Below are 18,970 nucleotides of genomic sequence, written 5' to 3' on the forward strand. Positions count from 1 at the left end.
GCATATAACGTGCTTAAATGATCCATTTTCACACAAGCCGGGTAAAGGATTAGAAAATAATATCAATAGCCTCTAGCTCATCTTGCTCCTGTTCGGATTGCCCGTTCAGGGAAATATCCTTGAGCAGCACCGAAGGCTGTTCGCCAATTTGGGTGATGATCACGAGCAGGTCCTGAGCGAAATTGTCGATCAGATTGCGCGTAAACAACTTCGTTGCATATTCAAACTGCCCGTTCATTCCCTCATCCAGCAACGAAATGACCAAGGTAAGGTCAAATTGGGAAACCGCATGCGTTTCCGGATAAGATTCGATCTGGATATCCCCGAAGTTTTGAACGTTATCTTCCTTCGTTTCCAGCGCAAACATGACATCAAATACAGGATTGCGGCTTTGATCTCGCGGCACCTGCAGCTTTTTCACAAGCTCTTCAAACGGATAATCCTGGTGGTCGTAGGCCCCCAGCATCGTTTCTTTGACTTCGTTCAAGTAAACAAGGAACGTCTTCTCCCCGGATGGATAATGACGAATCGCCAACGTGTTGACAAACATTCCGATGAGCGGCTCCAGGTCGGCATGTGTGCGGCCCGAAACCGGTGTGCCTACAATGAAATCTTCTTGTCCCGAGTACTTGCTGAGCAGGATTGAATAGGCCGCCGATAACACCATATATAGGGTAGCACCGTTCTCATCGGCAATGCGCTGCAAGCTGTCGGTCATCTTCTTGTCGATACTGAAAGGCAGCACATCTCCCTCAAAGCTACGAGCGGCAGGTCTGACAAAGTCCGTAGGCAGCTCAAGCGTTGGCAGTTCACCTTCCAACATGTCCAGCCAGTAGGCTTCCTGGCGTTTCAGCCGTCCTTTTACAGGTTCGGACTGCTGCCAAGCGGCGAATTCCTTATATTGAATCCGAAGCGGTTCCAACGTCTCACCGTTATACAGGCGCAGCAGCTCTTCGATGAAGATACCCATGGACATGCCATCCGTGACGATATGATGAATGTCCAGCATAAGCAGATGACGTTCCGCTTCCCATTCAACTAAGCCCACACGCAGCAGCGGCGGCCGCTCCAAATCAAAGACACGTACAAAGGCATCTGCAATGCTTTTCGTTTCACTTTCCGTCGCCTTTGTATACTCGACGGCAAACTCCAAGTCCGAATAAATCCGTTGTACCGGTTCGCCGTCGACCATTTCGAAGCCAGTTCGTAAAACTTCGTGACGAGCGATTAATCCTTGGATCGCCGCCTCGAATTGATTCTGATCCAAGCGCCCGACAAGAACCGTCATGCCGGACATGTTGTAGCTAAGCTCGGCCCCTTCCATCTGCTGCTGGATGTACAGCCGCTTTTGCACAGAGGAAAGCGGATAATACTCCCTTTTATCCAGAACCGGAATGGAAAGGAATTCCTGCTGCTCCAGTCGGCTAATCACTTCAGCCATCGCTTCAATAGTCGAGTACCGGAATACATCGCGCAGTGGCAGGTCCACGTGCAGCTCCTTGTGCACCTTGCTGACCAGCGTCGTCGCCCGCAGCGAGTGACCGCCGAGGTCGAAGAAGTTGTCCGTCACACCAATCGTAACTGACCCAAGCACGTCCTGCCAGATGGAGACCAGTTTCGTCTCCAGATCGGTGCGCGGCGCCACGTATTCACGCCCTGCACTTGCTCCCTCTTCCGGCGTCGGTAGCGCTTTCCGGTCGATTTTCCCGTTTGGTGTCAAAGGTAAATGCTCCAGCTCCACAAAGTACGACGGGATCATATAACCTGGCAGCTCGCTGGAGATCGCTCGTTTCAGGTCGGCCGCCGTCAGTTCGATATCCGTTGTGTAGTAGGCGCACAGCGCCTTTTGACCGTTCGCATCACTTCGAACCAGCACCACCGCTTCGCGTATACCTACCACCCGCAGCAGCTGCGACTCAATCTCACCCGTTTCGATCCGGTAGCCCCGGATTTTGGCTTGATTGTCGATCCGGCCGATGAAATCCACGTTTCCGTCCTCCATCCACTTCGCCAAATCTCCCGTGCGATATAACCGCTCACCCGCGGTGAAAGGGCTGTCTACAAACTTCTCTTCCGTCAGCTCTGGACGGTTCAAGTACCCACGTGCTACGCCAACGCCGCCGATGACCAGCTCGCCCAGCACACCGACGGGTACGGGATTCAGATGTGCATCCACGATGTAAAACTTCGCATTCAACCACGCTTTGCCAATCGGCACATGGCCTGTCTGCGGCAGTTTCGCCAATTCTTCGTCATAGAAACTGGAGTCGATTGCCGCTTCCGTCACACCATAGGCGTTAATGATGCGGAACGACGAGCCAAACCGCTCCTGCAAGGTACGGTAATCCGCTACACTGCAGCTGTCCGAGCTTGTGATCAACAGCTCCATACCGCTTAACTTTAGCCCCTGCTCATGCACGTATTCCATAAACGGCACGATCAGTGCTGGTGTTGATTCAAAGATCGTCACTTGCTCCTGCTCTATCCAGTGGTGCAGACGAGACGGATCAATCCGGTCGTCCTTCGGTACAATGACCATGGTGCCTCCGTTATACAACGTGCGTGCGATATCGCCCACGAAAACATCAAATGAGAAGCTTGCGAGTTGCAGCAGTCGCACCGGGAACTGATCCAACCGGTATTCCCGTCGGTAGCCCGCTGCCGTGTTCACTAGGCTGCGATGCTCGATCATCACGCCTTTTGGCTTGCCCGTCGTTCCCGACGTGTAGATGACGTACGCCAGATCCTCCGGACGGGCTTCATGGAAGCTGTCCATACCGACAACATCAACATCATTTGGATGACTCTCGCCACCACCGTTCACAGCCCCCGTTAGCTTGCCGTTGACTCGATCGGGAGCACTGTTGGAGCCTTGGCCAAAGTCCATTGGCACATTCGCTCGATCTTCGCTGTATGACGTTTCGTCATCGAGATACAGCACCGTCGCCAGTGCCAGTTCCTCTTCACCGAGCCAGGCTTCGGCACGCTCTCGCAGCGGCGTTTGCGTCAGCAGCACCTTCGCTCCGCTGTCTTCGAGCATGAACCGCACACGGTCTGCCGGATAATCCGGGTCGAGGGGTACATACGCCCCGCCTGCTTTCCAGACGGCCAGCACGGCCACCAACAGGTCCACCGAACGCTCGGCGAGAATGCCAACAATCTCCTCACGGCCGATTCCACTTGCACGTAGCGTGGTCGACAGGCGGTTCGCCCGCTCGTTCAGCTCCACATACGTCAGCCGATCGTTTTCGTAAACGACAGCTTCAGCTTCCGGCGTGTGTTCCACCTGTTCCTCGAACAGTCGATGGAACGCTGCCATAGGAGCCTGTTCCGGTTGCGCAGGGTTAAACGCGCCGACAATCTGCTCTTTTTCCTCTGCCGTTAACAAGTTCAGCTCGGCAATAGTCGCCGACGGGTTGCAGAGAATGGATTCAAGCAGCTGCAAGTAGTGAACAGCCAATTTCTCCACCGTTTCGGTTTTGTATAGAGCTGTGGCGTATTCAAACAGATATTCCAAGCCGTCCTCAATCTCGGTGACGTCCAAGCTGAGATCGAATTTGGAAACAATTTCTTCGCTGGCATACGTCGACAGATGCAGTCCCGGAAGCTGAATTTCCACATTTTCTGTATTCTGCAAAGCAAACATCGTATCAAACAGTGGATGACGGCGTAGATCACGAGTCACGTTTACCTTATCCACCAGTTCCTCAAACGGATAATTCTGATGTTCAAAAGCACCAAGCGTTGTCTCCTTGATTTCCTTCAAGTAGTCAAGGAACGTTTTACCGGCAGCCGGGTAACTGCGGATGGCCAATGTATTAACGAACATCCCGATCAGCGGTTGAACGTCGCTGTGATTTCTGCCCGCAATCGGCGTACCAACCACCACGTCTTCCTGACCTGAATATTTATGCAGAAGCACGTTATACGCCGCAAGCAGAACCATGTAAAGCGTTGCGCCGTTTTCAGCTGCAAGCCGTTTCAGACCTTCGCTTTTCTCAATATTCATAAACAATTGCAGCGTACGGCCCTCGTAGCTCTGCATAGCCGGGCGCGGATAGTCCGTTGGCATTTCCAGAACTGGCAGTTCTCCGCTGAACATGTCAATCCAGTAGGCTTCCTGCTTGGCAAGCTGCGTTTTCTGCTCGTCCGATTGCTGCCATACTGCATAATCTTTGTACTGAATGCGGAGTGGCTTGAGCGGCTCCCCGCTGTACAAGTGCACAAACTCTTCGATCAGTACGTCCATTGAAACGCCGTCCGATACGATATGATGTGTATCGAACATCAGGATGTGCCGGTCCGGCGCCAGTTCGGCAATGCCCACCCGCAGAAGTGGTGGCTTGGCTAGATCAAACGCACGAACGAATTGGCGCACCGTTTCTTCCGCCTGCTCCCCGCTGATCTGCACATATTCCACCTGGAAGGTGACTTCTTCGTAAATCCGCTGAACCGCTTCGCCTTCAACCATCTCAAAGCTGGTACGCAGCGTTTCATGACGAGCTACAAGCTCGCGGAACGCTTCTTCAAACCGCTGCCGGTTGAGTTGCCCTTCGAGCAGCATAGCTCCCGGTATATTGTAGCTCAGCTCGCCTCCTTCCAGCTGGTTCAAGATATAGAGACGTTTCTGCGCAGAAGAGAGCGGATAATACTCGCTAGGTTCCGCAGCCGGAATAGCCATAAACGAGCCGATCTCCAAATGCTCCATAGCCACAGCCATTTCCTCAACTGTCGAGTAGCGGAATACGTCGCGAAGCGGGAATTGGGCGCCCAGCTCCTTATGCATTTTGCTGACAAGTGTTGTCGCCCGCAGGGAGTGTCCTCCGAGGTCGAAGAAGTTGTCCGTTACGCCTACCGCCTTATCCCGAACTAGTACCTCCTGCCAAATGGCGGCCAGCTTCGCCTCCATTTCGGTGCGCGGCGCCACGTATTCGCGGCCTCCGCCTGCTCCCCCTTCCGGCGCTGGCAGCGCCTTCCGGTCAATTTTCCCATTTGGCGTTAGAGGCAATTGCTCCAGTTCGACGAAATACGACGGAATCATGTATCCCGGTAGCTCGCTGGAGATCGCCCGTTTCAAATCTGCCGCCGTCAAGCCTTCTTCCACTGTATAATAAGCGCACAACGCTTTCTGCCCTTCTTGATCTTCCCTGACAACAACGACCGCTTCCTTCACGCCACCTACACTCAGCAGCTTTGCTTCGACTTCGCCCGTCTCGATCCGGTAACCCCGGATTTTTGCCTGGTTATCGATCCGGCCGATGAAGTCCACGTTGCCGTCCTCCATCCACCGCGCCAAATCTCCCGTGCGATACAACCGCTCACCCGCGGTGAAAGGGCTGTCTACAAACTTCTCTTCCGTCAGCTCTGGGCGGTTCAAGTACCCGCGCGCCACACCGACTCCGCCGATAACCAATTCGCCCAGCACGCCGACTGGCACCGGGTTCAGATGTGCATCCACGATGTAAAACTTCGCATTCAACCACGCTTTGCCAATCGGCACATGGCCTGTCTGCGGCAGCTTCGCCAACTCCTCGTCATAGAAACTGGAGTCAATTGCCGCTTCCGTCACGCCGTAGGCGTTGATGATGCGGAACGACGAACCAAACCGTTCCTGCAAGGTCCGGTAATCTGCCACACTGCAGCTGTCCGAGCTTGTAATCAACAGCTCCATGCTGCTTAACTCTAGTCCATGCTCATGCACGTATTCCATGAACGGCACGATCAGTGCCGGCGTTGATTCAAAGATCGTCACTTGCTCCCGCTCTAACCAGTAGTGCAGACGAGACGGATCAATCCGATCGTCCTTCGGTACAATGACCATCGTGCCGCCGTTGTACAACGTCCGCGCGATATCGCCCACGAATACGTCAAACGAGAAGCTGGCGAGCTGCAACAGCCTTACCGGGAACTGATCCAACCGGTATTCCCGCCGGTAACCCGCTGCCGTGTTCACCAGGCTGCGGTGCTCGATCATCACGCCTTTTGGTTTGCCCGTCGTTCCCGACGTGTAGATGACATACGCCAAGTCCTCCGGACGGGCTTCATGGAAGCTGTCCATGCCCACAACTTTTGGATGGCTCTCATTACGGTCGTTCACAGCACCCGTCAGCTCGCTGGAGATCAGACCTGAAACCATGCTGGAGCCTTGGTCGAAGTCCATTGGTGCATTCGCTCGATCTTCGCTGTATGACGTTTCGTCATCGAGATACAGCACCTTCTCCAGTGCTAGTTCCTCTTCGCCGAGCCAGGATTCGGCACGCTCTCGCAGCAGCATTTGTGTCAGCAGTACCTTCGCTCCGCTGTCTTCCAGCATGAACCGCACGCGGTCCGCCGGATAATCCGGGTCAAGCGGTACATACGCCCCTCCCGCTTTCCAGACGGCCATCACGGCCACCAGCAAATCGACCGAACGCTCGGCGAGAATGCCAACGATGGTCTCCCGGCCTATTCCGCTTGCACGTAGCGTGGTCGACAGGCGGTTCGCCCGCTCGTTCAGCTCCGCATACGTCAGCCGATCGTTCTCGTATACGATGGCCTCCGCTTCCGGCGTGCGTTCCGCCTGTTCCTCGAACAGTCGATGGAACGCTGCCACAGGAGCCACTTCCGGCTGCACCGGATTAAACACGCCGACAATTTCTTCTTTTTCCGCCGCCGTTAAAAGCTCTAACTCATGTACACGAACATTCGGATTAGCCGCAACCTGCTCCAATGCACGGGCAAAATGACCGTGGATCTGCCTGATGTCTTGCTCTCTGAATGTCAGTGTATTGTACGTAAACCGCAGCAAAATATGCTCTTCCGGAATGACGGTAATGTCCAGATCGTAGTTCGTTTGTTCCGGCGATTGGATATTAGCGATTTTCAGCGCTTCTTGTCCTCCGCCGACAACCTGCTCAATCTGTTCTTCCATCGGATAATTTTCAAAGACCATAATATGGTTGATCAAGTCGCTCTTTTGCTCGCTCAGCGACTGAATTTCGAACAGCGGGAACGTTTCGTAAGCTCCCGATGTCAGCGCTTGATCCTGGGTTTTTCTCAAAATATCGGCTACCGTCTCCTCGGCTTTGCCTTGAATACGGACGGGGATCGTATTAATAAACAGACCGATCATGCTTTCGATACCCGGAATCTCTGCTGGACGCCCGGATACGACGGAGCCAAATACAACATCTTCGCTGTTGTTGTATACCTGCAGAACCAGTCCCCATACGGTCTGCATGAATGTATTAAGCGTCACCTGATGCTGGCGCGCCACCCGCTCGATTTGCCCAGTCAGTTCCTTGCTGAGTTCCACATCGATCTCAGCTGCTTCAAAAGCGCCCTGCTTCAGCCCTGTTTTCTCCCGAGGCAGCTTGGTCTGCTGATCATAACCCGCCAAATACTCGGACCAGTAACGCGAAGCTTTCGCGGCATCTTGAGCTTCCAGCCATTCGATATACCGAGAGTACGAGGTAACCGGAGGAAGCTCCAGCGTCCGTTGCTCCTGGAACGCGAAGTAGGTGTCGAACACTTCCTTGATCATTAAGGACATGCACCAGCCGTCCAACAAAATGTGATGGTGACTCCAGATCACTTGGTAGGACTCGTCGCCCGTACGCAAAACTGTAACGCGCATCAGAGAGCCTTGGGCCAAATCGAACTTGTTCGCTTTATCCGCGCTGACAAAATCTGCCATTGTCTTCTCCGGGTGTTCATCTCTTGCCGAGCGAATATCTTCAAAGTACACTTCACACTTCCGCTCGCGGAATACCACTTGAATAGGCTCGTCTCTCCAGCCGGTAATAAAATTGGTCCGCAGCGCCTCATTTCGCTGTACCAGCGTATCCAATCCGCGGGTGAAGGCTTCCACATTCAGGCTTCCATACAGATCGAAGGTCACCTGTTCGAAGTAAGCTTCCGAATCGGCATCCAGCAAGCTGTGGAACAACATCCCTTTTTGCAGCGGAGTCAGGGTGTATACATTCTCCAGTTGGCCGAGTGCCGCCGTATGTTCGGACAGCCGCTCCAGTTCCTCCACCGTCACATCTTGAAGCAGTACGTCACTAGGCGTAAGCTCCGGCCGCTCTTTCGATACGCAATGGCTGATGACTTCACGCAAACTCGATTGAAGTAGGGTGCCCAGGCGCTCAACCGTCTCCCGTTGATACTGGGTTTCCCCATAACGGATCGTAAGTTCCAACACGCCTTCCGATACCACACCGTTGATATCGAGGACATAATTCATCACAGCATTCGGGCTTGAATCGGAGCCCGGACTGAACGGAGACGGCTGCGAGCCGCTGCTTTCGTAATCCTGGTCGAACTGACCCAGATAGTTGAAACTGATCTCCGGCTCTAAAGCAAAGCGCTCGCCGTCATGCGGCGCCGACAAATAACGCAGGATGCCGTAGCCGATTCCTTTGTTCGGAATGCGGCGCAAGCTTTCTTTCACCTGTTTCACCTGATGACCGAGAGCCTGGACGTGACCCGGCTCCAGAACGACAGGGAATTGGCTTGTAAACCAGCCTACCGTCCGCGTAATGTCCACATCCGGCAAAAGTTCTTCCCGACCGTGGCCTTCGAGATTCACCAGCACGCGTTCCCGACCGCTCCAAGCTTGTATCGCGAGGCCAAGCGCAGCAAGCAGCAAATCGTTCATTTCCGTATGGTAAGCACGGTGTGCCTGCTTCAGCAGCTGTTCGGTTTCCTCCGCCGTCCAGCGGACGGTCACGAGCCTGCTGTCCTTCAGCTTGGATGTGCCTTGTTCAAAATCTTTCGGAAGCGGCTCATAGGTCAATTGCTCGATATGCTGCCAATACGCTCTCTCGATTTCCATCGCCGGTCCGTTCGCATAATCAGCGAGCTGTTTCGCCCACGTTTGGAATGAGTCCGTTTTGAGCGGCAGACGGATCAGCTTCCCTTGCAGCGCCTGCTCATAGCCGGCAGCAAAATCCTCAAGCAGAATCCGCCAGGATACGCCGTCTACGACCAAGTGGTGGATCGCGATCAGCAGATGATCTCCATCCGCACAACGGAACAAGCCGAGCTTCAGCAAAGGCCCTGCCTGCAGGTCAATGCTGCGCTGAAGCTCGTTCGCCTTGGCTTCGATCGCCTGCGCGCAGTCCGTCATTCCGCGGAAATCGATCACTTCTAGGCTGTAGAGCTCGCCGTCACTTTCCTCGATGGCCCGGTTCCATGCCGCATACCCGCTCTCGGTCCAGCTGAAGACGAGGCGCAGCGCATCGTGATGCTCGGCCAGCTTCCGCACGGCCTGACGAAGCGCCGCTTCGTCATAGCCTTCCTCCCGGTACAGCATCACCGCCTGGTTAAAGTGGTGCAGCTCGGCGAACGACTGCTCGAAGAACCAGCGCTGAATCGGCGTCAGCCCCGTCTCTCCCGTAGCTGCCCCCTGATCGGCGCGTCTTAAGACCGACTGGAGATACGGGCTTAATTCCGCTACGGTCGGATATTTGAACAAATGCTTAATTTCCAGCTTGTACCCGGCCTGATGTAGCCTGGACGACACCTGGATCGATTTAATTGAATCCCCGCCGAGTTCGAAGAAATTGTCCATCACGCCGATCGGACGACCCGTTCCCAGCACCTTTTGCCACACCGCAACCAACGTCTGCTCCGCCGCCGTCCGGGGCGCCACGTATTCCGTTCCAACGAGCATACTGCTTTCCGGTGCGGGCAGCGCCTTGCGGTCAAGCTTCCCGCTGTGTGTGAGGGGCATCCGCTCCAGCTGCACGAAGTAGGACGGAATCATGTACGCAGGCAGATCCTCCGCCAGCGCGCTTCGCAGCTCGCTCGCCGCAAGCGGCTTGTCCGCCACGAAGTACGCGCAGAGCTGCTTCTGACCGGCTTCGTCCTCTCTGGCGATGACAACCCCCTCTTGTACGGACGCCGCTTTCAGGACCTGCGCCTCCACCTCGCCGAGTTCGATCCGGTACCCGCGGATTTTCACCTGATGGTCGATCCGGCCCATATACTCGATGTTGCCGTCCGGCAGCCATCTGGCCAGATCGCCCGTCCGGTACATCCGCCCGCCCGGCGCGAACGGACACTCTACGAATTTCTCCGCGGTCAGCTCGGGACGGTTCAAGTAGCCTCTAGCCAGACCTTCGCCCGCGATGCACAACTCGCCCGGCACGCCGATCGGCTGCAGCGCTGTCGTCCCTTCCTTGACAATATGCAGCCGGATGTTCGAGATCGGCTTGCCGATCGGCACCGATACATACGCCTCTTCCGGTCCGCAATCGTAGTACGAGACATCAACCGTCGCTTCCGTAGGCCCATAAAGGTTGATCAGCTGCGCTTGATTCACGGATGACGAAATCCACTGCCAGAACCGGCTCACATGCGACGTCGCCAGCGCTTCCCCGCTTGCAAACACCCGTTTCAGCGAAGACAGCTTGTTACCCAGATCTTCGCTCGGCTGACGCTCGACATATTCGAGGAAGGCGTGCAGCATCGACGGCACGAAGTGCATCGTGGTGACGGCTTGCCGTTCGATCGTATCCAGAATCGTCTCGGGATTCTTCTCTCCGCCCGGCGGCAGCAAGCAAACTTTGGCCCCCGTCCAAGCCCACCAAAACAGCTCCCACACGGAAACGTCGAAGGTGATCGCCGTCTTTTGCAGAATCGTATCCCTGGAGTCGATCGGGTATGCATTCTGCATCCACAGCAGCCGATTGATCACCGGACGGTGCTCCACCATGACGCCTTTGGGCTTGCCTGTCGAGCCCGATGTGTAAATGACGTAGGCCAGATGCTCCGGTCCGCTGGCCAGCTCCAGATTCGAGCCGTCTTCGTCATACGCGGATGGATCGTTCAGATCGACGAGCGATAGATCACCAAGTGGCTCGGTCCCAGCAAATGACGCGCTTTCCCGCAAATGGCTTTGAATCAGCAGCAGCCTAGCGCACGAATCTTCGAGCATGTAGCGGATACGCTCCTGCGGGAATTGCGGGTCGATCGGCACGTAGGCGCCCCCGGCCTTCAAGATCGCATAGATGCCGACAATCATCTCCAGCGAGCGCTCGGCCATGATCGCGATCGGCTGATCGGCCTGCGCGCCAGAGGCACGCAAGGATCGCGCCAGCCGGTTCGCCCGCTCGTTCAACTCCCGGTAAGTCAGGCGGCTGTCCTCATAGACAACGGCCACCTGCTCCGGCGTTCGCTCTGCTTGCTCCTCGAACAGCTCGTGGATTGTTCTCTCTCTCCACGACTCATCCGCTTCCAAGCTTGGACCCTCTGAGGCGGATTGCTTCGCCAGAGCCGAAGACGACACGGCAAACCCGACCAGCAAATCATGCTTTTCGCTGTCCTTCAAGATGTTCAAATCCGAGATCCTCGCACCCGGCTGAGCCAGGATCGATGCCAAAAGTTGCTCGTAATGACCCGCCAGCCGTACCATCGTTTCCTGTCTAAACAACGAGGTAGCGTACTCGATCTTGCAAACCAGCTCGTTACCCTCTTCCACGATATCCAGGCTAAGATCAAACTTTGCTCTCTTTTCCTCGATGTCAAACAGCGACCATTGCAAGCCTTCCAGGGCTAAATCCAGGCTTTCGTGCTTTTGCAAAGAAAACATGGTGTCAAACAGCGGATTCCGGCTTAAATTCCGGCTCACCTGAAGAGCTTCTACCAGCTCCTCGAACGGATAGTCCTGGTGCTCGTAGGCTCCAAGCGTCGTTTCCTTCACATCCTGCAAGTAATCCAGGAACGTCTGCTCTGCCGTCGGACCCAAGCGAAGGGCCAGCGTATTGACAAACATGCCGATAATCGGTTGCAGGTCGGCGTGAGAACGAGCGGCAATCGGAGTGCCAACTACGATATCTTCCTGTCCCGCGTATTTATGAAGCAATACGGAGTAAGCAGCCAGCAGAAGCATGTACAGCGTCGCCCCCGAATCTCCGGCAAGCCGTTTTAGAGCTTCGCTTTTCTCCGCATCCAGCGCAAACGTGAGCGTTTGACCGTCAAACTGCCGGACGGCTGGGCGGGAAAAGTCGAGAGGCAGCTCAAGAACCGGAAGCTCGGAGCTGAATACCCCGCGCCAGTATTCCTCCTGCCGTTTGATACGCTGACATTGCTCGTCGGATTGCTGCCAAACGGCGTAATCCTTGTATTGAATCCGCAGCTCCGGCAATTCTTCCCCATTGTAAAGCCCCACAAATTCGCGTAGCAGCACGTCCATGGAAAGACCGTCGGAACCAATATGATGCATATCCAGCGCAAGCAGGAATTTCTCTTTCTCAAGTATGATCAGCAGAGCGCGCAGCAAAGGCGGCTGGGTCAAGTCAAAAGGCTGAATGAAGCCTTCCAGAATGGCCGCGACCTGATCTTTGCTTGCTTGAAGCTTCTCGACCTTGAAATCTACGAGCGGATGAATACGCTGAACCGGCTCTCCATTCACGATTTCAAAACCCGTGCGCAGCATATCGTGTCGGGCCACCAAAGTAGTCAGCGCCTTTTCCACTTTGGCCTCGTTCAAATTCCCTTTCAATTGCAAGGCGCTCGGAATGTTGTAATTCAGCTCCGAGCTATCTAGCTGGTGCAGGACATACAGCCTTTTTTGCGCAGAGGAAACTGGATAGTACGCTTTCTCTTCCGCTTTTGGAATCGAGCTGTGCTGTGATTCTTCCAAGCTGGCAATAGCTTCTGCCATAGATTCCACCGTCATATAGCGGAACACATCGCGCAGCGGAAGTTCAACGTTCATTTCCTTCCGAATCTTGCTGACAAGATTTGTCGCCCGCAAGGAATGCCCTCCGAGCTCGAAGAAATTGTCCAAGACTCCAATGCCGGAGTAACCCAGCACTTCCTCCCAGATCTGCACAAGCTGGGACTCAATAAGGTTACCAGGGGCTACGTATTCGATGCCCGTTTGCAGGCTACCTTGCGGCTCCGGCAGCGCTTTGCGGTCCACTTTGCCGTTAGACGTCAGCGGCATGCGCTCCAGCTGCACGAAATACGACGGGATCATGTATCCCGGCATTCCCTGTGCCAGCGAGGTTCTCATTTCGCTGACTGTCAGCGTCCGGTCTGCAACAAAGTAGGCAACAAGTGCCTTCTCTCCCTCGTTGTCCTGACGGGCGAGCACCACCGCTTCTTCCACGCCCTCCACGTTCAGAAGTTGCGTCTCGATTTCGTCCAGCTCGATCCGGTACCCGCGGATTTTGACCTGATGGTCGATCCGGCCGAGGTATTCAATGTTGCCGTCCGGCAACCAGGCCGCCAAGTCGCCTGAGCGATACAGTTTTTCCCCCTCCGCAAACGGGGAATCAACGAACTTTTCCGCCGTCAAATCCGGTCGATTCAGGTATCCTCTTGCCAGGCCTTCACCGGCCACGTACATTTCGCCTGCTACGCCGATCGGAACAGGACGACGGTTTTCATCCAGAACATACACGCTCAGCGTGGGGATCGGCTTGCCGATATTACTCTTTGCCGCCTCCATCTCTATCCATGTAATTTCCTTATACGTCACGTGAACCGTCGTCTCGGTAATACCGTACATATTGATCAGCTTTGTCTCCGGGTACTTCGTCTTGAAACCCTTGAGCAACAGCGGGCTGAGTGCTTCGCCGCCGAAGATGACGTTGCGAATCCGCAAATTGTACGGATGGTCCGCTAAAACCTCACGCAGCAGTTGGTAGAAATATGTTGGCGTCTGGTTCAAAATCGTGACCCGTTCGCGGCTCAGCAGTGCCAAGAACTCGGCTGGATTTTTCGCCGTAAGCGGCGGTACGATAACCAGCTTTCCTCCACTCAGAAGTGCTCCGTACATCTCCCAGACGGAGAAATCGAAGCAGAACGAGTGGAATAACGTCCACGTGTCGGACGCCCCAAAGTCGAACAGGTTCTTGTCGTTGAACAAAAGGCGCACGACGTTTTTATGCTCAATCAACGTGCCTTTCGGTTTGCCGGTCGTTCCCGATGTGTAGATGACATAAGCCAAGTTACCCGGGCCAGAAATTGGTTCCAGATTCGAAGCGTCCAGTGCATCAGCGGAGTCCGCCCCTTTGTCGCCCCAAACGAAATCGTCCAATTCAAGGCGCGTTCCTGCGAAATCGGTCTTCTCATGCAAATGCTTTTGAATCAGCAATAACGGTGCGCCCGAATCCTCAATCATGAAGCGGATGCGTTCCTCCGGGTAGTCGGGATCGACAGGCACGTAGGCTCCGCCCGCTTTGAGAATCGCCAGAATGCCGACGACCATATCAAGTGAACGTTCGGCCAGAATCGCTACCAACTGATCCGCTTCGACTCCTGTCTCCCGCAGCTTACGCGCAAGGCGGTTGGATCGCTCGTTCAGTTCGTGGTAGCTCAGCTGCCGCTCATTCATGACGGCGGCCACGTTATCCGGGTAAAGCTTCGCCTGCTCTTCGAACAAGCCATGAATCGTCTGCTGACGCGGGTAGTCTGCCTCCGAATCATTAAAACCGCGCACCAGTTCACGGATTTCCTGCTCGGTTAGCATTTCCAGCGAAGCAATATCCCCTTCCGGCGCTGCTGCGATAGTTTCGAGTAGGTTGTCATAATGTCTGGCGAACCGCTCCGCGGTCTCCTGTTTATACAAAGCCGTAGCGTACTCCAACCGGCATTCGAGCTGGCCATCCAGTTCCGAAATGTCCAGAAGCAGCTCGAACTTAGACGTTCGGTTTTCCAACGGATAAAACGATTGCTCCAGCCCCTCGATGACAATTTGCTCATTCTCCGTATTTTGCAGGGAGAAGAACGTATCAAAGAGCGGATTCCGGCCGGTCGCGCGCGGAATATGAAGACTTTCCATCAAATCTTCGAACAAATAATTTTGGTGTTCAAAAGCCCCGAGTGTGATTTCCTTCATTTCTTCCAGGTACTTAAGGTACGGCTTGGAACGCTCCGGATGGCTGCGAATGGCAAGCGTGTTGATAAACATACCTACGATTGGCTGCACTTCTTCCTGCGTTCTTCCGGCAATCGGCGTTCCCACGATCAGATCTTCCTGACCCGAATATTTATGCATAAGGATCGAGTACGCAGACAACAGCACCATGTACAGGGTCGTGCCCGTCCGTGCGGCCAGTTCTTTCAGCTTTTCCGTCCGTTCTTTCCCAATATCAAACTTCACGGTCCGGCCGTCAAAACTTTGCACCGCAGGCCGCGGGAAGTCCGTCGGCAGTTCCAATACAGGCAACTCGCCCGACAGCTGTTCCAGCCAGTACTCCTTCTGCGGCTGAATCAACTGCCCGTAGGCTTCGGAATGCTGCCAAACGGCATAATCTTTGTATTGAATACGCAACGGAGCCAGCTCCTCACCACGATACAGGCGGCTGAACTCGTCGAAAAGCAATGCTGTCGAGATGCCATCCGAGACGATGTGATGCATATCAAACAACAGGATGTGGCGATCCTCGGTGACTTCGATCAGGCCGATGCGAAGAAGTGGCGGCTTGGTCAGATCAAACGGGTGATAGTATGCTTCCACCACATGGTCCACTTCTAGCTCGCTCGCCTGGAAATAGTCTACAGCAAACTCCACCTCGTCATAGATGCGCTGCACAAGCTCGCCTTGAACCTGCTCGATCCCGGTACGCAGCGTCTCATGACGCTGAATCAACGCCCGGAATGCGTACTCTACGCGCGTGCGGTCCAGCTTGCCTTCGAGAAGAATCGCCGCCGACATATTGTAGCTACGCTCGCCCGCGTCAAGCTGGCGCAGGACGTACAGACGCTTTTGCTCGGATGAAACCGGATAGTACTCGGTCTCTGCCGCCTTTGTAATCTCATAGGTTTCCTGCTGCTTTAAACCGCTAATTCTTTGGGCAAGCTGTTCGATCGTGGTGTAGCGGAAAACGTCCCGCAGCGGAACCTCGACTTGTAGCTCTTTTCGAATCTTGGAAACAAGCGCGGAGGCCCGCAAGGAATGACCACCCAGGTCAAAGAAATCGTCTTGGACTCCAACTCGCGCAATACCCAGCACCTGCTGCCAAATAAGAGCAAGTCTTGTTTCCAGCGTTGTGCGAGGAGCCACATACTCACGGCCGGCTTCTATCTCTCCGGTCGGCTCAGGCAGCGCTTTACGGTCAATCTTGCCGTTCGGTGTGAGCGGAAGCTGATCAAGAGACACCAACCGGGCCGGAACCATATGCGCAGGCAGCTCTTGTTTCAATTGGGACAGCAGATCGCTCAGTTGCAAGGAAACATCCCCCGCCACGTAACCGCACAAATACTTTTGCCCCTGCTCATCCGTACGGTCAGTCACCACAGCCTGCTTGACCCCCGGGAAACTGAGCAGGGCCGTTTCAATTTCGCCGAGTTCGATCCGGAACCCGCGAATTTTCACCTGATAGTCGATCCGGCCGATGAAGTCAACGTTGCCGTCTTCCAGCCAGCGGGCCAAATCTCCTGTCCGATACAGACGTTCTCCAGGCACAAACGGGCTGTCTGCAAACTTCTCGGTGGTTAGGTCCGGACGGTTCCAATACCCGCGCGCCACCCCGGCGCCGCCGATGACAAGCTCCCCCGGAACCCCTACAGGAACCGGCTTTAACCCGGCATCTACAATGTAAAACCGGGCGTTCAGCCAGGCTTTGCCGATCGGCACATGACCCAACGATGGCAGCTTGTCCAGCGGCTCATCGTAAAAGCTGCTGTCAATGGCCGCTTCGGTAACGCCGTAGCTGTTGATGATGCGGAATTGTCCGCCGAATCTTTCCTGCAGCAATCGGTAATCGGTGACACTGCAAGCATCCGAGCTGGTAATCAGCAAATGCATGGAGCTGACGTCCAGCCCTTCTTCATAAATATGCTGCATGAACGGCAGGATAAGCGCAGGCGTCGATTCAAATACCGTAATGTTTTGCTCCCGAATCCAGCCGTATAAGCGGTTCGGATCAATCCGGTCATCCTTTGGCACAATTACCATCGTTCCTCCGTTATACAGCGTCCGCGCGATGTCTCCAACGAACACGTCAAACGAGAAGCTCGCCAGTTGCAACAACCGCACCGGGAACTGATCCAACCGGTACTCACGGCGGTACGCATCCGCCGTATTCACGAGACTACCATGCTCGATCATGACTCCTTTTGGGCGTCCCGTCGTACCGGAGGTGTAAATCACATAAGCCAAGTCATGTGGGGCACTGTCAGCGGATTCAAATTCCTCGGCTGAGGTATCCCCGTTATACATCTGTTCATCGTCCATCGCATAGACAGCTTGAAGCTTCAGCCGGTCATCGGCCAGCCAACCTCCGGCCCCCTCCAACAGATGACGCTGCGTAAGCAACACCGATGCTTCGCTATCGCTGAGCATGTACTCAATCCGCTCCGCCGGATAATCGGGGTCCAGCGGTACATAAGCTCCACCGGCTTTCCATACGGCGAGCACACCGACCAGAAGTTCCACCGAACGTTCTGCCCAGATCCCCGTAATCGTCTCCCTCCCCACTCCCTGTTCACGAAGGAGCGCAGCCAGCCGCTCAGCGCGTTTGTTCAATTCGCCGTAAGTCAGCTTTTTGTCCATGTAAACAACTGCCGGGTGATCCGGAATGTCTCGGGCAAACTTTTCGACATACCGATGAAACGCTATTCCCTCGCTCAGTGCTGCCACCGGCGGGTTAAACACGTCCAGAATACGGTGTCTCTCCTCATCGCTCAACAGAGAAATCTCGCGCACCCGCAGTTCGGGAGTCTCAAGAAACTGGTCCAAAACGGTTACATACTGTTCCATAATGCGATCAATCTCGGTCGTCTCGAACAGGCCGGTACGATAGGAAGCATGAAGAATGACATGGCCTTCATTCAGCATATGGTCGAAGCGCAGCAGTAGATCGTCCATCTCGTGTCTAGCAAAGTGAGCCTCCAGACGTACCTTGATTTCTTCGTACTCCACGATTTTCAAAGGTAGATATTCCAGAGACGTGCGGAACAACTCCGAAAGATCGTTGCGGCCGTGTTGTTCGCGTAAATCCTGAATCAATTGGTTATAAGGATATTTCTGATGCCGCAGATCCGCTGTATTTTCCTTGGAAACCGTTTGGATCAAGGAAAGCACGGACCCAACTGGATTCAGACTAATCCGCGTAGCCACGGTGCTGACGAACATACCGATCGTTTCTTTTTCCTTCTTGCTGGTGCGATTGGCAAACACCGTGCCGACTGGAACATCGGTGCTGTCGGTCAGCTTATACAATAAGACGTACATGGCGGACAAAAATAACGTATATAAACTAACCTGATATTGTTCGCTAAAAGCCAGAATGCGGTCATAGCGGGAACCATCCAAAGTGATGGAACGTTTATTCGATTCGCTGCCAATCGAGAATGGCGGAACCGATTTAATGCCGCTCGTTTCAGGCAAAGTGTTGTACTTGGTCAGCCAGTATTCCTTGCCTTTTTGATAACGCTGCGATTGCTCATATTCATGCTCAGTTGAAATATAATCCAGATAGGATGGGGCCTGGTAACTGCTGAAGATGCCATTGCGCAGTTCCAGGTATTTTTCCATCACCGCATGCAGCAAAGCAGTGACGGACAAGCCATCGGCGATAATATGATTTATAGTCAAATTAAGCCATACTTGGCCGTTCGCAAAATGGATCATCGTAAATTGATAGAGGTGTTCGTCGAACACACTCGCCGGTTTTTCGGTTACTTCTTTCACCCAAGCATAGAATTGTTCGGTTGTGCCTATTTCGAGGTGGCTTATCCTGGTTTGGACATTCTCCAGCTCTTCGAACCACTGCGTTGGATTTTGCATATCCCCGCTAATGCGGATTCGGAAAGCGTCATAGGTTTTGACAATCTCTGCCGCCGCTTGCTCAAGCAGCTTGGTGTCGATCTCGCCCGTAATCTGGTAGGTCGCGGAAAGCATCGTGATGGATGTGCCCGGATTCATAATTTCCATGAACCATATCCGGCGCTGGGCTTGCGTTAATCCATATTGCTTGTTCGTATTCTCTCTCACATCGACACACTCCCGTATTAGAGATTGTTTGTAGAT

The 18,970-nt window shown here is 54.3% G+C and carries 1 protein-coding gene; it reads right to left on the minus strand.

The genetic code is table 11. The annotated features are described in order from the left end of the window. Positions 1-49: 49 nt before the first annotated feature. Complete coding sequence (locus MKY01_RS27905) at positions 50-18,934, minus strand: non-ribosomal peptide synthase/polyketide synthase (protein ID WP_339284377.1); 18,885 nt, start codon at positions 18,932-18,934, stop codon at positions 50-52. Positions 18,935-18,970 lie beyond the last annotated feature (36 nt).

The organism is Paenibacillus sp. FSL R5-0486 (assembly GCF_037975155.1).
GTDB lineage: Bacteria > Bacillota > Bacilli > Paenibacillales > Paenibacillaceae > Paenibacillus > Paenibacillus amylolyticus.